The following is a 16,548-nucleotide window of genomic DNA, read 5'->3' on the forward strand; positions in this document are numbered from 1 at the left end:
CCGCTCGAGGCCGGATCAGGCCAGGAAGACGGCGATGGAAGCGAGCAGCAGCATCAGGACGCCGCCCACGATCGGCAGCACGATCGGCATCAACGGAACGATCGACTCGACCGCGTCTTTCTCGACGATGGCGTCATGGCCGGGTTCGACAGGGGTGGGAGTGGACATCGGGAAGTTTCCTTCGGTTCGCAAGATTCCGAGGCATTCTACGGAGCGATGCCGCCGTGCCGTCTCCGGGTCGGACCCCATGCCGGCACGCGCGGCAGGGTCATGCCGGATCGCGTGGCCCCGGGCAGTCCCGCCATCGCGGCGCCCGGTCGACATCGCTCGAGATGGCTCAATGCTGTTCCTCGGCCACGAAGCCGGCGGCATGCAGGGCGTCCAGCACGCTCGCCAGGTGGGCGCGGCCGCGGGTCTGGAGCACCAGTTCGATCTCCACGTTCTGCGCCGCCAGCATGGTGAAGGCGCGCTGGTGATGCACCTCGTCGATGTTGGCGCCGGCCTCGGCGACGGTGGCGGTGATGCGCGCCAGCATGCCGGGCACGTCGCGCGCGCTCACGCGCAGGCGGGCCAGCCGGCCGGCGCGCACCATGCCGCGCTCGATGATGGCGGCCAGCAGCAGCGGATCGATGTTGCCGCCGGAGAGGACGAGGCCCACGCGCTTGCCCCGGAAGCGCTCCGGATGCCGCAGCAGCGCGGCCAGGCCGGCGGCGCCGGCGCCCTCGACCAGCGTCTTCTCGATCTCCAGCAGCATCAGCACGGCCTGCTCGATGTCGCCCTCGTCGACCAGCAGCAGGTCGTCGACGTGCTGCCGGATGATGGCCAGGGTGCGCTCGCCCGGGGTGCCCACGGCGATGCCCTCGGCGATGGTGCTGGCGCCCAGCACGTGCTGCGTGCCGTGCACGGCGTTCACCATCGCCGGGAAGCGGGTGGTCTGCACGCCGACGATCTCGATGTCGGGACGGAGCGCGCGCGCCGCGATCGCCATGCCCGCGATCAGGCCGCCGCCGCCGACCGAGACCACCAGCATGTCGAGGTCGGGAACGGCATCGAGCATCTCCAGGGCCACGGTGCCCTGTCCGGCGATGATCCCGTCGTCGTCGTAGGGATGCACGAATGCCAGGCCCTCGCGCGCGGCCAATTCGAAGGCATGGGCGCGCGCGGCATCGAGCGTGTCGCCATGCAGCACGACCTCGGCGCCGAAGCCGCGCGTACGCTCGATCTTCACTCCCGGCGTGAAGCGCGGCATGACGATCAGGGCCCGCACGCCCAGGCGCTGGGCGTGATAGGCCACGCCCTGCGCATGGTTGCCGGCCGACATGGCGATGACGCCACGTGTCGGATTCTCGGTCGTCAGTTCGACCAGCTTGTTGCAGGCCCCGCGCTCCTTGAAGGAAGCGGTGAACTGGAGGTTTTCGAACTTCAGGAAGACCTGGGCGCCGACGATGTCGGAGAGCGTGCGCGATTCGACACATGGCGTGGCCAGAATCTGCCCCTGGAGGCGCGCCGCGGCGCGCTCGATGTCTTTGATCTGGATCATCGCGGGCATTGTGGAGGCTTTCGAAACCACGGGCCATGCCGCCGGGGCGTCTTCCCCGAACCCATCGTCTGCGTTATGGTCGCGCTGAATTCCTACTAGCTGGAGGTTGTCCGATGGTCAAGCGTTCCGGGGTCGACATGGCGGCCGTGCCTCTGCGCGGGCAGGCTCTGCCGTCGCCCGGTCTCAAGGAGGCGCCGGTGCTGGAGCTCATGTGCTCGCACTTCGTGCTGACCCTCGCGGCCAAGCAGGGTCCGCGCTTCAACGTGCGGCGCGACCTCAACGGGCTGCTGTCGCTGGCCGGGCGTCATCTGGTGTGGCCGGCCCAGGTGCTGCAGCGGCTGCGCGAATTCCTGGCGCGGCGCTGCGCCGGCAACGAGATCTGGAAGGGCATCGAGGGCCTGGACGGCCGCACGCTGCTGGCGCGCCACGGCGTCTGGCGTGGTCCGTACGAGGAGGGCACCCTGTTCTTCTATCTGGACGAATACGCCAAGGACCAGCCCAAGGATCTGCTGGCCGTGCTCTCGGTCACGCGCGACTGGCTCACGCACGCGCTGCACAAGCAGTCGACCCTGGTCGAGAAGAACATCGACGCGCTCGCCGGCCTGCTGCAGCTCAACAAGGCCGAGCGCGCGCTGCTGCTCTATGGCACCCTGGCGCGCTACCAGCGCGACCTGCGCTCGCTGCTGGTGGAGTTCAAGGTCAACAATGCCCCCGAGGCCTATGCCGCCATCGCCGAGGTGGCGGGCGTGCCCGCCAGCGACGTCGGCGAGGCCCTGCGCGCCGGCTCGCGGCTCGAGCGCATCGGGCTGATCGAGAACCTGATCTCCGAGCACAACATCACCGATCTGGCCGATCTGATGAAGGTCAGCGAGAAACTGCCGCCGGTGCTGATGCGCGAATACCGCGACCAGAGCGAACTGATGGCGGTGTTCACGCGGCCCTCGGCCAAGAGCACGCTCACGCCGGAGGATTTCTCCTTCGCCGCCGAGGACACGCACATGCTCGTCACGCTGCTGCGCGCCGCCGTCGCGCGCAAGGAGCCGGGCGTCAACGTGCTGCTGTATGGGCCGCCGGGCACCGGCAAGACCGAACTGGCCAAGGTGGTGGCGCAGGCCGCCGGACTCGACCTGTTCGAGGTCGAGTACGCCGATCGCGATGGCAATTCGCTCTCCGGGCGCGACCGCTACCGCTCGCTGCAGATCGCGCAGGTGTTCCTGAAGGGCAGCGCGCAGGCGGCACTGCTGTTCGACGAGGTAGAGGACGTGTTCCCGCCCATCAGCACCGAGGCCGCGCAGTTCATGGCGCGCGCCGACCAGGTGCCCTCGCCGCCGAGCGGCAGCGTCAGCGGCAAGGCCTGGGTCAACCAGATCCTGGAATCGAATGCCGTGCCCACGCTGTGGGTCACCAACCGCATCGAGCAGATCGACCCGGCGTTCCGTCGCCGCTTCGCCTACCACCTCGAACTCAAGTCGCCGCCGCCCGGCGCGCGCGAGCAGCTGGTGAGGAAGACGCTCGAGGGCGTCGTCGTGTCCGATGCCTTCACCGCCAAGCTGGCCGGCCGCAAGGGACTGACACCGGCCCAGATCCGCACCGCGGTGCGTTTCGCCGTGCTGGCCCGCACCGACGACGACTCGGTCGAGGACCTCATCGAGCGCCAGCTGCGCAATGCCGACCTCGCGCTGGGCACCGTCGACCGCCAGGCCGGGGTGCGCCGCGCCGTGACCACCTACGACCTCGACATGCTCAACGTCGAGACGCGCTTCGAGATCCCGCGCATCGTCGAGGCGCTGCGCACGCGCGGCCACGGCACGCTGTGCTTCTATGGCGCCCCGGGCACCGGCAAGACGGCACTGGCCGAGCACATCGCGCGCGCCATCGACCGGCCACTGATCGTCAAGCAGGCCAGCGACCTGATGAGCAAGTACGTCGGCGAGACCGAGCAGAACATGGCGGCGATGTTCCGCGAGGCCGAGGCCGAGCGCGCCGTGCTGCTGCTCGACGAGGCCGACAGCTTCCTGCAGGACCGGCGCGGCGCCCAGCGCACCTACGAGGTCACCGAGGTCAACGAGATGCTGCAGGGCATGGAGCGCTTCGACGGCATCTTCGTCTGCACCACCAACCTGCTCGATCGCCTCGACCAGGCGGCGCTGCGCCGCTTCACGTTCAAGATCAAGTTCATGCCGCTGACCGCGCCGCAGCGCGAACGCATGTTCGTCACCGAGGCGCTCGCCGGCGACGCGGCACTCATGACCGGCGAGCTGCGTGCGCGCCTGGCGAAGCTCGACCAGGTCTGTCCCGGCGACTTCGCCGCCGTCAAGCGCCAGACCGAGATCCTGGCGGCCGAGCTCTCCGCGGCCGAGTTCCTCGACCAGCTGGAGGCCGAGCACCGCATCAAGCCGGAAGTGCGGGAGGCGCGCGGGATGGGGTTCGTGCAGTAGCGGGATCGCGGCGCGCGGGCCGGGGCTCATGCGTCCACGGCGCCGCAGATGGCATCGGCGATGCGCTGGGCGGTCGGCAGGGAGTCGGTCAGGCCCAGGTGCCCATGCCCGAGCGCCAGCCACAGTCCCGGCTGCCCCGGCGCCGCGCCGATCACCGGCACCGAGTCCGGCATGCACGGGCGATGTCCCATCCACGTCGTGGCCTGCCGGCCGGCCAGATGCGGAAAACTCTCGATGGCGATGCGCTGGAGCAATGCGGCCCGGCGCGTGTCGGGTGGTCGGCGCAGACCGCCGATCTCCACCGTGCCGCCGAAGCGCAGGCCCTGTTCCATGGGGGTCACGAAGACCTTCCGGTCCGTCAGCACCACCGTGCGCGAGATCAGGTCGGCACCGCCGTCGAACTGCACGTGGTAGCCCCGCTGGCTCTCCAGCGAGATCCTGATGCCCAGCGGATCGAGCAGGGCGCGCGACCAGGCGCCGGCCGCGACGACCACGTGGTCGTGCGCGCGTTGCCGGGCGCCCTGGAGTCTCCAGCCCGATGCGTCGCGGCCGATCGCCGACACGCCGACGCTTTCGAGCTCGCCACCGGCCTCGACGAAGGCCGATGCCATCGCCCTCACGTAGCGACGCGGATCCAGGATGGTGGCGTGATCGTCGAGGAACATGCCGACCCGGTAGCGGGCGGGCGCGGCGGGCTCGAGCCGCTCGATGGCCGCTCGATCGAGCTGCTGCGCGACATGGCCGTGCGCCGTGCGCAGGCGCCAGCCGCCGGCATCCTTCGCCAGCGCCGCTTCGTCCCGGTAGAGATGCAGGTGGCCGCGTGCCCTGAACAGTTGCGGCACGCCCAGTTCCCGGGTGAGCCGGCGATGCATCCCGACCGCGCCCCGGTGGATCGAATCGAGTCGCGCGGCCGCCAGGGCGACCCGGGCGGGACGCGCCGAGGCCACGAAGCGGGCCAGCCAGGGCGTGGCATGCGGCAGATAACCCAGCGGCAGGTGAAGCGGGCTCTCGTCGTCGAGCAGCATGCCCGGCACCGATGCCAGCACCCCGGGCATGGCCAGTGGCGCCACCGACCCCGGGCTGATGGCACCGGAGTTGCCGGCGCTGCATCCGCTGCCCGGCTCGCCCGGATCGAGCAGCACCGTGCGCCTGCCGCGGCGCTGCAGCCAGAGCGCGATGGCCGTGCCCACGACGCCGGCGCCGATGACCGCGACGGTGGAGTCGCCACTGGATTCGTTCATGTTCATGTCCTTCGCGAACCACCCGGGATGCCGCTGCGCCAACCGGTAATGATTGGATTGTATGGAGATACTAGAAAATCGAAATGCGATATCTGGAAGTCGGCGCCGGGGCATCGCGCAGAATGGAGCACTGCTTTCCACCGACTCGCGCGCGCGCCGCAATCCCTTTCCACAGCCATGGCCACCCGCAAAAAGATTCCCGACCGCAGCGCTTCCCCGACGACCCGGCAGCCGGACTCGCTTCCGGCGCAGGCACCCGGTCCCGGGCCCGTGGAGCCGGGACGGGAGAGCGGTCTGTTCGTCGCTTCCGTGGCCAAGGCCTTCGATGTGCTGCGCATCGTCAGCGCCGCCCCGGAGCCGCTCGGCCTGACCGAGGTGGTCCAGCTCACCCACATGGGGCGCAGCGCGGTGCAGCGTTTCCTGCACACGCTCACCACCCTGGGCTACCTGCGCCAGGACCCCAGGACCCGCTGCTACAGCGTGACGCCCTGCGTGCTCGGATTCGCGCAGGGCTTCCTCGGACGCGACGGCGTGCGGAGCAAGGCGTCGGAGCTGCTGCGGGTCGCCAGCCTCGAATGCGGCGAGACCCTGAACTTCACGGTCCTGGAGAAGACCAGCGTGCTCTACCTGGTGCGCCACACCGGCCGGCATGCCGTCAGCGTCGAGCTCTCGGTCGGCTCGCGCCTGCCGGTCTACAGTTCGGCGCCCGGCCGAGCCATGCTGGCCTTCATGGATCCGGCCGAGGCACGACTGGTGCTGGAGCGATCGGAGATGAAGCCGTTCACGCCCTACACCGAGCTGAGCATCGAGAAATTCCTGGCGTCCTTTTCCGCGACCCGGCGCCTGGGCTACTACGTCAGCGACCAGGAAGGATTCATCGGCGACATCTCGATCGCCGCACCGGTGTTCGACCACGGCGGTGGCCTGGCGGGCGCGGTCAATGTCGCGGTGTCGACATCGCGCTGGACGGCCAGGGATGCCGAGGTGGCCCTGGCGCCCGTCGTGCTGCGCGTCGCGGGACGGCTGTCGGCTGCGCTCGGCCATGGGGCACTGGCGTCCACGGTGGTCGACTGAGCGGCCTGTCGCTGCGCTCCTTCAGGTTCTGCCGTGGGTCCTTCGAGGTGGAACGGATGGCCGTGCGGACCGCCGTGCCATTCTTCACCGGCGCCGGACGCCGGCACCGCCCGGCATTCAGATGTCGCCGCAGGCTTTCAATACGCCGGCCCCGTACTTCTCCAGCTTCGTCACCCCGATCCCGCTGACGCCCTGCAGGTCGGCCAGCGTGGCCGGCGCGCGCTGGGCGATGGCGGCCAGGGTGGCGTCGTGGAAGATCACGTAGGCCGGCAGGTTGCCTTCGCGTGCCACCTCGGCGCGCCAGGCCTTGAGGGCGGCGAAGCGCTGCTGGGCGGCGGCGTCGAGTCCGATGGCGGCCGGCGACGGCGCACCGCGCGCGGGTCGTTCGCGGCGGGTGCGGCCGCCCGAGGAGGCGCCGCGCCCGGCCGGCGCCGACACCGATTCGCGCAGGGCGATGCGCATCTCGCCCTTGAGCACGGCGCGCGAGGCGTCGGTCAGCTGCAGGGTGTTGTAGCGCTGGGCATCGACCGCCACCGCGCCGATGGCGATGAGCTGGCGCAGCACGCCGCGCAGCTGCGCCTCGCTGAATTCGGCGCCGATGCCGAAGGTGCTGATCTGCTCGTGGCTGAACTGCTTGACCTTCTCGGTCGCCTTGCCGCGCAGGATGTCCATGACGTGGCCGGCGCCGAAGCTGATGCCGCTGGTCTGCTGCACGCGATAGATGGTGGAGAGCAGCTTGCGCGCGGCATCGGTGGCATCCCAGACCGCCGGCGGCTCCAGGCAGTTGTCGCAGTTGCCGCAGGGCGTGCTGTGCTCGCCGAAATAGCCCAGCAGCCGCACGCGCCGGCAGTCGGTGGCCTCGGCCAGCGCCAGCAGGGCGTCGAGCTTGCCGCGCATGACCTGCTTGAAGTCCTCGCCGGCCGGGCTCTCGTCGATCATGCGGCGCTGGTTGACCACATCCTGCAGGCCATAGGCCATCCAGGCATCGGCCGGCGCGCCGTCGCGTCCGGCGCGGCCGGTCTCCTGGTAGTAGCCCTCGATGTTCTTGGGCATGTCGAGGTGACCGACGAAACGCACGTCGGGCTTGTCGATGCCCATGCCGAAGGCGATGGTGGCGACCATCACGATGCCGTCCTCGCGCAGGAAGCGGTCCTGGTGCTTCTGCCGCACCGCGGCATCCAGGCCGGCGTGATAGGGCAGGGCGTTGAGGCCGGCGTCCGCCAGCGCCACGGCGACTTCCTCCACGCGTTTCCTCGACTGGCAATAGACCACGCCCGCCTCGCCCGGGTGCTCGCGTTCGACGAAGCGCAGCAGCTGGGTGGCCGCGTCCTTCTTCTCGACGATGGTGTAGCGGATGTTGGGGCGGTCGAAGCTGCTGACGAACTGGCGCGCCTCCTCCAGCCGCAGCCGCTCGACGATGTCGGCGCGCGTGAGGTCGTCGGCGGTGGCGGTCAGGGCGATGCGCGGCACGCCCGCGTAGCGCTCGTGCAGCACGGTCAGGGCGCGGTACTCGGGCCGGAAGTCGTGGCCCCACTGGCTCACGCAGTGCGCCTCGTCGATGGCGAACAGGCTGAGCCGGCCGCTCGCGTGCAGGGCGTCGAGCAGCGCCAGGAAGCGCGGCGTGGTCACGCGCTCGGGCGCGGCGTACACCAGGGTGACCGCGCCGCTGGCCATGCGCCGCTCGACCTCCTGCGTCTGCGCCCAGTCGAGCGTCGAATTGAGGAAGGCGGCATCGACGCCGGCCTCGTGCAGCGCGCCGACCTGGTCGTGCATCAGCGCGATCAGGGGCGAGACCACCACCGTCACGCCGTGGCCGGCGCGCTGGCGCGCGATCGCCGGGATCTGGTAGCACAGCGACTTGCCGCCGCCCGTGGGCATCAGCACCAGCGCGTCGCCGCCGCCGGTCACGTGGTCGACGATGGCGGCCTGGGCGCCGCGGAAGCGCTCGTAGCCGAAGACCTCGTGGAGGATGTCGGCCGGAGCCTTCGAGAGCCGGGTCGGGGAGGTGGAGGAGGGGGGTGACGAGGACACCGGACGATTGTCCGCGATCGCCCCGCCCCGCCGGTGTCGTGCCGGGTGCCCCCGATCCGGATCGGGCGATGAACCCCGGCGGGCGAATGGTGCCATCCGTCCGGGGCCTCGACGCAACGGGTGGCTTCCTACAATCGCGATCCTATGAAGCCCGTCGTCTACACCCGCGCCCAGCAACTGCCCGCCATCCTGGCCCGCCGCATCGCCATCCTCGATGGCGCCATGGGCACCATGATCCAGCGCTTCAAGCTCAGCGAGGCGCAGTACCGGGGCCAGGGCTACGACGGTCCGGGCAGCGTCGGCGAGCGTTTCACGGACTTCGGGCGCGACGTCAAGGGCAACAACGAACTGCTCTCGCTGACCCGGCCCGACGTGATCCGCGACATCCACGAGGCCTACCTCGCCGCCGGCGCCGACCTGATCGAGACCAACACCTTCGGCGCCACCACCGTCGCGCAGGAGGACTACCAGATGGCGCACCTGGCGCGCGAGATGAATCTGGTGTCCGCGCAGCTCGCCCGTGCCGCCTGCGACAAGTTCAGCACGCCCGACAAGCCGCGCTTCGTCGCCGGCGCCCTCGGCCCGACGCCCAAGACCGCCAGCATCAGCCCCGACGTCAACGACCCCGGCGCGCGCAACGTCGACTTCGAGACCCTGCGCGCGGCCTACTACGAGCAGACCGAGGCCCTGGTCGAGGGCGGCGCCGACGTCATCCTGGTCGAGACCATCTTCGACACGCTCAATGCCAAGGCGGCGCTGTTCGCGGTCGACGAGTACTTCGAGGCCAGCGGCGAGCGCCTGCCGATCCTCATCAGCGGCACCGTCACCGACGCCTCCGGCCGCATCCTCAGCGGCCAGACCGTGACAGCGTTCTGGCACAGCGTGCGCCACGCCCAGCCGCTGGCCGTGGGCCTGAACTGCGCGCTCGGCGCCGCGCTGATGCGCCCCTACATCCAGGAGCTCGCCCGCGTGGCCGGCGACACCTTCATCAGCTGCTACCCCAACGCCGGCCTGCCCAACCCGATGAGCGACACCGGCTTCGACGAGACGCCCGAGGTCACCTCGCGCCTGCTGCACGAGTTCGCGGCCGATGGCCTGGTCAACATCGTCGGCGGCTGCTGCGGCACCACGCCCGACCACATCGCCGCCATCGGCCAGGGCGTGGCGGCGCTGTCCGGCCGCACGATCGGGCGCGGCGTGTTCTATCGCGAGCCGGACGAGGCGGCGGACCCGGCGGCCGTGGCCTGAAGCGCCGGTCGACGCGTCGGTCCGGTTCTTCCCGTCGCCTCAGTCCTTGCGCCGCGCGATCAGCGCGACGAAGCGCTGCGCGCCCAGTCCCAGCGGCCGCTCGCGCGACCACACCACGTCGACCCACAGGTCGAGCCCGTTGCTCAGGTTCTCGAACGGGATCTCCACCAGCGCGCCGGCGGCGACGTGCGGCTGGGCGAACTTGCGCGGCAGCCAGCCCCAGCCGAGCCCGGCGGTGATCAGGCTCAGCGCCGCCAGCGCGTTGTCGGTGCGCCAGACGTGGCGCGCGAAGACGAAGCGCGGATCGCTGGCGCTCAGGTCGCGCCCGGCGACGACGATCTGGCGCGTGGTCGTCAGGTGCTCCTCCCGCAGGCGGCCGCCGGCGGCGGCGAGCACCGGATGGTCGGGCGCCATCACGGCCACCAGGGTGTCGCTGGCCACCTCCTGGAAACCCTCGCGGCCGTCCAGGCTCGGGCGCTCGAAGACCAGCGCCAGCTGGGCCCGCCCGGCATGCAGCAGCGCCAGCGCATCGCCCTGCGGCGCGGCCAGCACCTCCACCTCCAGCAGGGGATGCTCGCGCGCCAGCGCGGCCAGCGCGTCGCTCCAGGGCGCCGCCAGCAGTTCGGGCGCGATCGCCAGGGTCAGCCGGTGCTCCAGGCCCTGCGTGAGCGACAGCGCCTGCACCTGCAACTGCCGCAGCTGCGCGGCCAGCAGGCGCGCCTGCGGTTCGAGCGAGCGCGCGGCGGCGGTCGGCTTCGGCTCGCGGCCGGCGCGGTCGAACAGCACCAGGTCCAGTTCGGCCTCCAGTCCGGCGATGGTCATGCTGACGGCCGAGGGCACGCGGCGCAGTGCCCGCGCGGCGGCGGAGAAGGAGCCGTGGTCCAGCACGGCCAGGAAGACCTGCACGGTGTCGCTCGTGAAGCTCACGGAACGGGCCTCGTCATTGCCCGCGCGCCAGCGATCTCGTTCATCGGTTGTTCCATCCATCAATAAAACTGAAAGAAGCTGACTTCTTATATCAGTCTGGCACACATAAAGTCCATCCCAACCATCGTCATCCGCCGGGAAGGAAAGTCATGCAAGGGGTCAAGCGCCGCGTCGTCTACATCACGCTCTACGAGGGCATCGCCATCGTCGTGGCCAGCTTCGGCCTGGCGGCGATGTCGGGGCAGGGCGTGGGCCACACGGGCGCGTTGGCGGTGGTCGCCTCCTCCATCGCGGTGGTCTGGAACCTGGTGTTCAACGCGCTGTTCGAGCGCTGGGAAAGCCGGCAGGCGGTGCGCGGGCGCGGCCTGGGGCGGCGCATCGCGCATGCCATCGGCTTCGAGGGCGGCCTGGTGGCCTTCCTGGTGCCGACGATCGCCTGGTGGCTCGACATCAGCCTGTGGCAGGCCCTGCTGATGGACCTGGGACTGGTGGTGTTCTTCCTGGTCTACACCTTCGTCTTCAACTGGGCGTTCGACGCCATCTTCGGACTGCCGGCCTCGGCCGCCGCCGCGCAGCCGGCCTGAGCGATCCACCGGGTGCCCCCACGGCCGGGCCGACCGGCCAGCCGTGCAAGACTCGACGGATGTCCTCGCCGCCCGTCCCGTCCCCCGCCACCGCCTTCCCGCATCCGTCCTCCATTCCCTCCACCGGGCCCGACCTCGATCCCGCCGCCACCGCGCTGGCCGCGACCGCGCTGGAGGCCTTCGACCACGCGGTGCGCGCCGGCAGCGGCCTGCGGGGCCGCGACGGCCAGCGGCGCATGGCCGAGCGGGTGGCCGCCACGCTGGCCACGGCGACACTGGGCAAGCTCGAGGAGCCGGAGGCCGACGCCGACGGCGACACCGCCGATGCCCCCGACCCGGTGCGCGCCATCGCCGTGATCCAGGCCGGCACCGGCGTGGGCAAGTCGCTCGCCTACTGCGCGCCCGCCATCGCGCTGGCGCTGGCGCGCAACACGCGCGTCGTCGTCTCCACCGCCACCGTCGCGCTGCAGGAGCAGCTGGTCGCCAAGGACCTGCCGGCCCTGGCCGCGCTGCTGCCGCAGTCGTTCCGCTTCGCGCTGGCCAAGGGGCGCGGGCGCTATGTCTGCCAGCTCAAGCTGTCGCGGCTGGCCGGCGAGGCCGTCGGGACCGATGGCGACGCCGACGACGCGGACGACCCCACCGCCGACCTGTTCGCCGACGACGAGCCCGCCGCGCGCGCGCCCCGGCCCCAGCACGAGATCGCGGCACGCCTGCAGTTCTATGGCGGCATCGCGCAGGCGCTGGCCAGTGGCGCCTGGGACGGCGACCGCGACACGCTCGACTCGCCCCCCGCGCACGAGGTCTGGTCGGCCATGGCGGCCGACGCGGCCTCCTGCACCGGCCAGCACTGTCCGGCATTCAACGGCTGCGCCTACTACGAGCGCCGCAAGACGCTGGTCGGCGCGCAGGTCATCGTGGTCAACCACGATCTGCTGCTGTCGTCGCTGGGCAACCGGCTGCTGCCCGAGCTGGACAACTGCCTGCTGGTGCTCGACGAGGCGCACCACCTGCCGGCGACGGCGCTGGCGCAGTTCGCCTGCCGCATGGACCTGGGGCACCACGGCTGGATCGAGCGGCTGGCGCAGCGCGCGATCACCGTCGGCGTGCGGCTGGAGGTCGCCGACGTCGCCGACATCCCCACGCATGCCTCGCAGATGCGCCAGGCCATGCAGCAGGTCGAGCGGCTGGTGCTCGATCTCTATGGCGAGACCCTGCGCGCCGGCACCGGCACCGGCACCGGCACCGGAGCCGGTCGCGGCCCGGCCTGCGCCCGCGTGCCGCGCGGCGAACTGCCCGAGGCCCTGTGCGAGCCGCTCGAACGCGTCGCGCAGCATGCCGACGGCTTCCTCGAATGCCTGCGCGCCATCGCCCGCGCCCTGCGCGCCGAGCTGCGCGACAACCCGGGCCAGGCGCGCTCACTGGCGTCGATGTACGCGCAGCTCGGCGCGCTGGCGCCACGGCTGGAGCAGATGCTCGACACCGCGCGGCTGCTGCTGCGCGAGACCGCCGCCGATGCCGTGCCGGCGGCCAAGTGGTTCACCCTGGCGGTCGAGGGCGAGCTGGCGACCCTGCAGGCCCATGCCAGTCCGCTGCTGCCGGGCGCCGCCCTGCGCCAGCACCTGTGGAGCCGGGTGCGCGGCGCGGTGCTGACCTCGGCCACCCTCACGAGCTGCGGCCAGTTCGATTTCTTCCTGCGCGAGTCGGGGCTGCATGGCGACAGCGCGGCCACCACGCTGGAGGTCGCCAGTCCCTTCGACTATGCCGCGCAGGGCCGGCTGGTCGCCGTCGAGACCCGCGCCGATCCGCGCGATGCCGCCGCCTATGTCGCCGAGATGGCGCAGGCCCTGGTGCGCGACCTGGCCACCGTGCGGCATGGCGCGCTGGTGCTGTTCACCTCGCGCGACCAGCTGCGCCAGGCGGTCGAGGCGCTGCCGGCGACCCTGCGCCCGCGCGTGCTCACGCAGACCTCGCTGCCGCGCCAGGCCCTGCTCGCGACGCATCGCCAGCGGGTGGCCGACGGCCAGCCCTCGATCATCTTCGGCATGCAGTCCTTCGGCGAAGGACTCGATCTGCCGGGCCGGCTGTGCGAGGCGGTCTTCATCGCCAAGCTGCCGTTCGCGCCACCGGACGATCCGGTGGGCGAGGCGCGCGCCGAATGGCTGCGCGCCGTCGGGCGCGATCCGTTCTCCGAGCTGGTGGTGCCGGCCACCGCGATCCGCCTGGCGCAGTGGGTCGGACGCGCGATCCGCAGCGAGGATGACCGCGCGAGCGTGTACTGCTACGACCGGCGCCTGGTGCGCACCGCCTATGGCCAGCGGCTGCTGCAGGGCCTGCCGCCGTTCACGCGCACCACCGTGGCGGCGTCGCGCCCGGCCGGCGCCGGCGCCGCCACGACCGCGGACACGGCATCGCGGGCCGTCGCTTCCTGAGTCGCCTGCGGCGCGGGGCGGAGGAGGGCGGCCGCGCCTTCAGCCCAGCGCGGCCAGGCGCTCGCGCACGAACTCGGCGAACGCATAGGCGATGACCGGCAGCTGGCGCCCGCGCAGGCTCGCCAGCACCAGCTCGCCCCGGGGAAAGCCGCGATCCTCGATCTCGCGCGCCACGATGTCGTGATCGGCGGCGGTGACGCCGATCGCCATCTGGAACGACAGCGAACGGCGGTCGTCCAGGCAGCCGCGCAGGAACTCGAAGCTGTTGCTCTCGACCATCGCGTACATCCGGATCGAGCTGCGCGCCAGGAAGCGCTCGATCAGCTGGCGCCCGCCGGTGTCGCGGTTGGGCAGGATCACCGGGTAGTCGACGCAGTCGCGCAGGCGCAGGGCCGGCGCGCCGCCGCGCGCCAGCGGATGTTCGGCGTGCATGATGGCCATCAGCCGCTGCTCGACCACGCTGGCGCGCTCGATGTCGGCCTCGGGCGCCAGGTTGAACACCAGGGCCAGGTCGGTCTCGAAGCCGCGCAGCGCGGCGGCGGCCTGCACGTGGTCGCCGATGCGCACGTCGAAGGCCACCAGCGGATGCGTCTGGCGGAAGTCCCGGATCACCTCGGGCAGGAAGCGCGGCGCCAGCGCCTGGCTGGCCACCACCTGCACCTTGCCGCGCCGCAGGCCCTGCAGCTCCTCGATCTCCGAGCGCACGTGCGCCAGCTCGGCGGCGCGGCCGCGGATGTAGCGCACGAACAGCTCGCCCGCCGCCGTCAGGCGCATGCCGCGCGGCAGGCGCTCGAAGATCGGCGTGCCGAGTTCCTCCTCGATGTCCTGGATGCGGCGGTTGACCGCCGAGGGCGCCACGTGCAGGCGCTCGGCGGCCTGGCGGATCGAGCCGACGCGGGCCACTTCATCGACATAGCGCAGCAGACGCAGGTGGTTCATGGGGCGCGGTCTCGCAACGATCGTGCCGTCCTGGGCGCCTGGGCGACCGTTGCCGTTTCGGCAACGCAGGCAGCGCGATAAAGCGCCCGGAACGGCGCAGCGCTGGCACGGCGGGTGCGTGTGCCGGACGCATGACCGCTCCCCGCCGTTCCAGCCGCCCCAAAACGATGCCCGAGGTGCCGCGGGCGCCCGAAAACGTGGCGTCGTTCGGTCCCGCCGCCCACAACGCCTGGGCATTGCGCGACGGCCGGGTCAGCTTCGTGCGCCGGCCAATCGCGCCCCGGCCCCTGCGGCTGGACGACGCGGCGCCGCAGCCGGTCGAGCTCGACCTGGCGCGCAGCGCGCTGGTGGTGGTCGACATGCAGAACGACTTCTGCCACCCCGAGGGCTGGTTCGCGCAGAAGGGCCTGGGCATCCGCGCCGCGCGCCGGCCGATCGCGATCCTGCGGCGGCTGCTGCCGGCCTGGCGCGATGCCGGCGGCGCGGTGTTGTGGCTCAACTGGGGCATCCGCGCCGACCGGGCCAACCTGGCGCCGACGGTGCATTTCAAGGGCAAGCGCACGGCCGAGGGCGTGGGCTATGCCGAGGTCTCGCCGATCGACCGCGGACCCTCGCTGGTGCAGGGCTCGTGGGGCGCGCGGGTGGTCGAGGAGCTGGTGGTGGCGCCGGACGACCTCACGGTGCACAAGCATCGCCTGAGCGGCTTCTGGGACAACGAGCTCGACACGCTGCTGCGCCAGCGCGGCATCACCACGCTGCTGTTCGCCGGCATCAACACCGACCGCTGCGTCTTCTCGACCCTGCAGGACGCCCATTTCCTCGGCTACGACTGCGTGCTGCTCAAGGACGCCTGCAGCACCCCCTCGCCGGCCTACGTGACCCGGGGCGTGCTCTACATCGTCGAGCTGCTGCATGGCTTCGTCGCCAGCGCGGCGGGGCTGCTGGAGGCCCTCCCGAAGTCCTCCGCGTCCTCCAGGTCCTTCAAGTCCTCCAAGTCCTCCAAGTCCTCCAAGTCCTCCCCCTCTCGTTCCCATCGTCCGGAGTCCTGATCCATGAAGCTTCCCCTGTCCCGTCTGCTGTCCGCCTCCGGCCTCGCGCTGACGCTGGCGCTGGCCGCCGTGCCCGCCGCCGCGCAGGTGCCGGTCAAGCTGGTGCTCAACTGGAAATACGAGGGCCCGCAGGCCTGGTTCTTCCTGGCCCAGGACAAGGGCTACTTCAAGGAGGAGGGCCTCGACGTCGCGATCGACCAGGGCGAGGGCTCGGCCGCGTCGATCCCGAAGGTGGCCGCCGGCGCCTACCAGGCCGGCTTCGGCGACCTCAACGCGCTGGTCGACCTGGCGGCCAAGCGGCCGGCCGACGCACCGGTGGCGGTCTACATGCTCTACAACACGCCGCCGTTCACGGTGGTGGTCAAGAGCGACAGCCCCATCAGGACGCCCAAGGACCTCGAGGGCAGGACCATCGGCGGCCCGGCCAACGACGGCGCGCTCAAGCTGTTCCCGGCCTTCGCCAAGATCGCGAACATCGACGCCTCCAAGGTGACCATCACCAACATGGCGCCCAACCTGCGCGAGCAGATGCTGGTGCGCGGGCAGATCGACGCCGGCTTCGGCTATGTCACGACGGTCAGCTTCAGCGCCCGGGGCATGGGCCTCGATCCGGCCAAGGACCTGCGCTTCATCCGCTACGGCGACCACGGCATGGACCTCTACTCCAACACCGTGTTCTTCTCGAAGAGCTTCGTGAAGGACCACCCGAAGGCGGTGGCCGGCTTCGTCAAGGCACTCAACCGCGCGGTGAAGGAGGTCATCGCCAATCCCGATGCCGGCGTCGACTTCGCCATCCGGCGCGAACCGCTGCTCAAGCGCGACGTCGAGAAGGAAAAGCTGCTCGCCACGCTCAGGAACGACATGAGCCACCCCGAGATCGCGCGCATCGGCCTGGGCGACGTCGACGACGCCCGCCTGAAGAAGGACATCGCCATCGTGGTCGAGGCCAACGCGCTGCCGCGCACGCCCGAGGCCGGCGAGATCTTCGACCGCAGCTTCCTGCCGGCGCGCGCCGAGCGGCCCTCCAGGACTTCCAACTGACCCCACC

General features: G+C 71.2%; 13 protein-coding genes. 7 read left to right on the forward strand and 6 right to left on the reverse strand.

The genetic code is table 11. The features are described 5' to 3' along the window. Positions 1-15: 15 nt before the first annotated feature. Positions 16-168: a hypothetical protein gene (locus AC1MLT_RS12975; RefSeq protein WP_429596794.1), complete on the reverse strand. Its 153-nt coding sequence runs from the start codon at positions 166-168 to the stop codon at positions 16-18. 169 nt (positions 169-337) lie between these two features. Next, positions 338-1,540 (reverse strand): threonine ammonia-lyase, encoded by a 1,203-nt coding sequence (locus tag AC1MLT_RS12980; RefSeq protein WP_481032614.1) that lies wholly within the window; start codon positions 1,538-1,540, stop codon positions 338-340. Between the two features lie 113 nt (positions 1,541-1,653). Here AC1MLT_RS12980 and AC1MLT_RS12985 point away from each other — a divergent pair, with 113 nt between their 5' ends. After that, on the forward strand, positions 1,654-3,978 hold the full coding sequence (locus AC1MLT_RS12985) for an ATP-binding protein (RefSeq protein WP_481032615.1): 2,325 nt from the start codon (positions 1,654-1,656) through the stop codon (positions 3,976-3,978). Positions 3,979-4,004: 26 nt separating this feature from the next. On the opposite strand, the gene AC1MLT_RS12990 is transcribed toward AC1MLT_RS12985, so the two are convergent. Further along, complete coding sequence (locus AC1MLT_RS12990; protein WP_481032616.1) at positions 4,005-5,219, reverse strand: NAD(P)/FAD-dependent oxidoreductase; 1,215 nt, start codon at positions 5,217-5,219, stop codon at positions 4,005-4,007. 177 nt (positions 5,220-5,396) lie between these two features. Between AC1MLT_RS12990 and AC1MLT_RS12995 the strand changes: the two genes are divergently transcribed. Continuing rightward, the gene (locus AC1MLT_RS12995; protein ID WP_481032617.1) at positions 5,397-6,293 is read left to right on the forward strand and encodes an IclR family transcriptional regulator; all 897 of its coding nucleotides are present in this window, start codon (positions 5,397-5,399) and stop codon (positions 6,291-6,293) included. Positions 6,294-6,410: 117 nt separating this feature from the next. Here the strand turns inward: AC1MLT_RS12995 and recQ are convergent, their stop codons facing one another. Then, complete coding sequence (recQ, locus tag AC1MLT_RS13000) at positions 6,411-8,420, reverse strand: DNA helicase RecQ (RefSeq protein WP_481032618.1); 2,010 nt, start codon at positions 8,418-8,420, stop codon at positions 6,411-6,413. A gap of 48 nt (positions 8,421-8,468) precedes the next feature. On the opposite strand from recQ, the gene AC1MLT_RS13005 reads away from it, so the two are divergent. Continuing rightward, entirely contained in the window at positions 8,469-9,572 is a 1,104-nt protein-coding gene (locus AC1MLT_RS13005; protein WP_481032619.1) for a homocysteine S-methyltransferase family protein, read from the forward strand. A gap of 39 nt (positions 9,573-9,611) precedes the next feature. Here the strand turns inward: AC1MLT_RS13005 and AC1MLT_RS13010 are convergent, their stop codons facing one another. After that, positions 9,612-10,499: a LysR family transcriptional regulator gene (locus AC1MLT_RS13010; protein ID WP_481032620.1), complete on the reverse strand. Its 888-nt coding sequence runs from the start codon at positions 10,497-10,499 to the stop codon at positions 9,612-9,614. Positions 10,500-10,648: 149 nt separating this feature from the next. On the opposite strand from AC1MLT_RS13010, the gene AC1MLT_RS13015 reads away from it, so the two are divergent. Together AC1MLT_RS13015 and dinG are read left to right on the forward strand one after the other, a co-directional pair. Next, positions 10,649-11,083 (forward strand): PACE efflux transporter, encoded by a 435-nt coding sequence (locus tag AC1MLT_RS13015; RefSeq protein WP_481032621.1) that lies wholly within the window; start codon positions 10,649-10,651, stop codon positions 11,081-11,083. A 59-nt stretch (positions 11,084-11,142) separates the two neighbouring features. Further along, a complete protein-coding gene (dinG, locus tag AC1MLT_RS13020; RefSeq protein ID WP_481032622.1) occupies positions 11,143-13,512 on the forward strand; it encodes an ATP-dependent DNA helicase DinG in 2,370 nt (789 codons plus the stop codon). 39 nt (positions 13,513-13,551) lie between these two features. On the opposite strand, the gene AC1MLT_RS13025 is transcribed toward dinG, so the two are convergent. Further along, complete coding sequence (locus AC1MLT_RS13025) at positions 13,552-14,451, reverse strand: LysR family transcriptional regulator (protein ID WP_481032623.1); 900 nt, start codon at positions 14,449-14,451, stop codon at positions 13,552-13,554. A 167-nt stretch (positions 14,452-14,618) separates the two neighbouring features. Here AC1MLT_RS13025 and AC1MLT_RS13030 point away from each other — a divergent pair, with 167 nt between their 5' ends. Continuing rightward, positions 14,619-15,500, forward strand: a complete 882-nt coding sequence (locus AC1MLT_RS13030) for a cysteine hydrolase family protein (RefSeq protein WP_481032624.1) — start codon at positions 14,619-14,621, stop codon at positions 15,498-15,500. A 3-nt stretch (positions 15,501-15,503) separates the two neighbouring features. Then, the gene (locus tag AC1MLT_RS13035) at positions 15,504-16,541 is read left to right on the forward strand and encodes an ABC transporter substrate-binding protein (protein ID WP_481032625.1); all 1,038 of its coding nucleotides are present in this window, start codon (positions 15,504-15,506) and stop codon (positions 16,539-16,541) included. Positions 16,542-16,548 lie beyond the last annotated feature (7 nt).

Source organism: Variovorax sp. PEI5 (genome assembly GCF_056679935.1).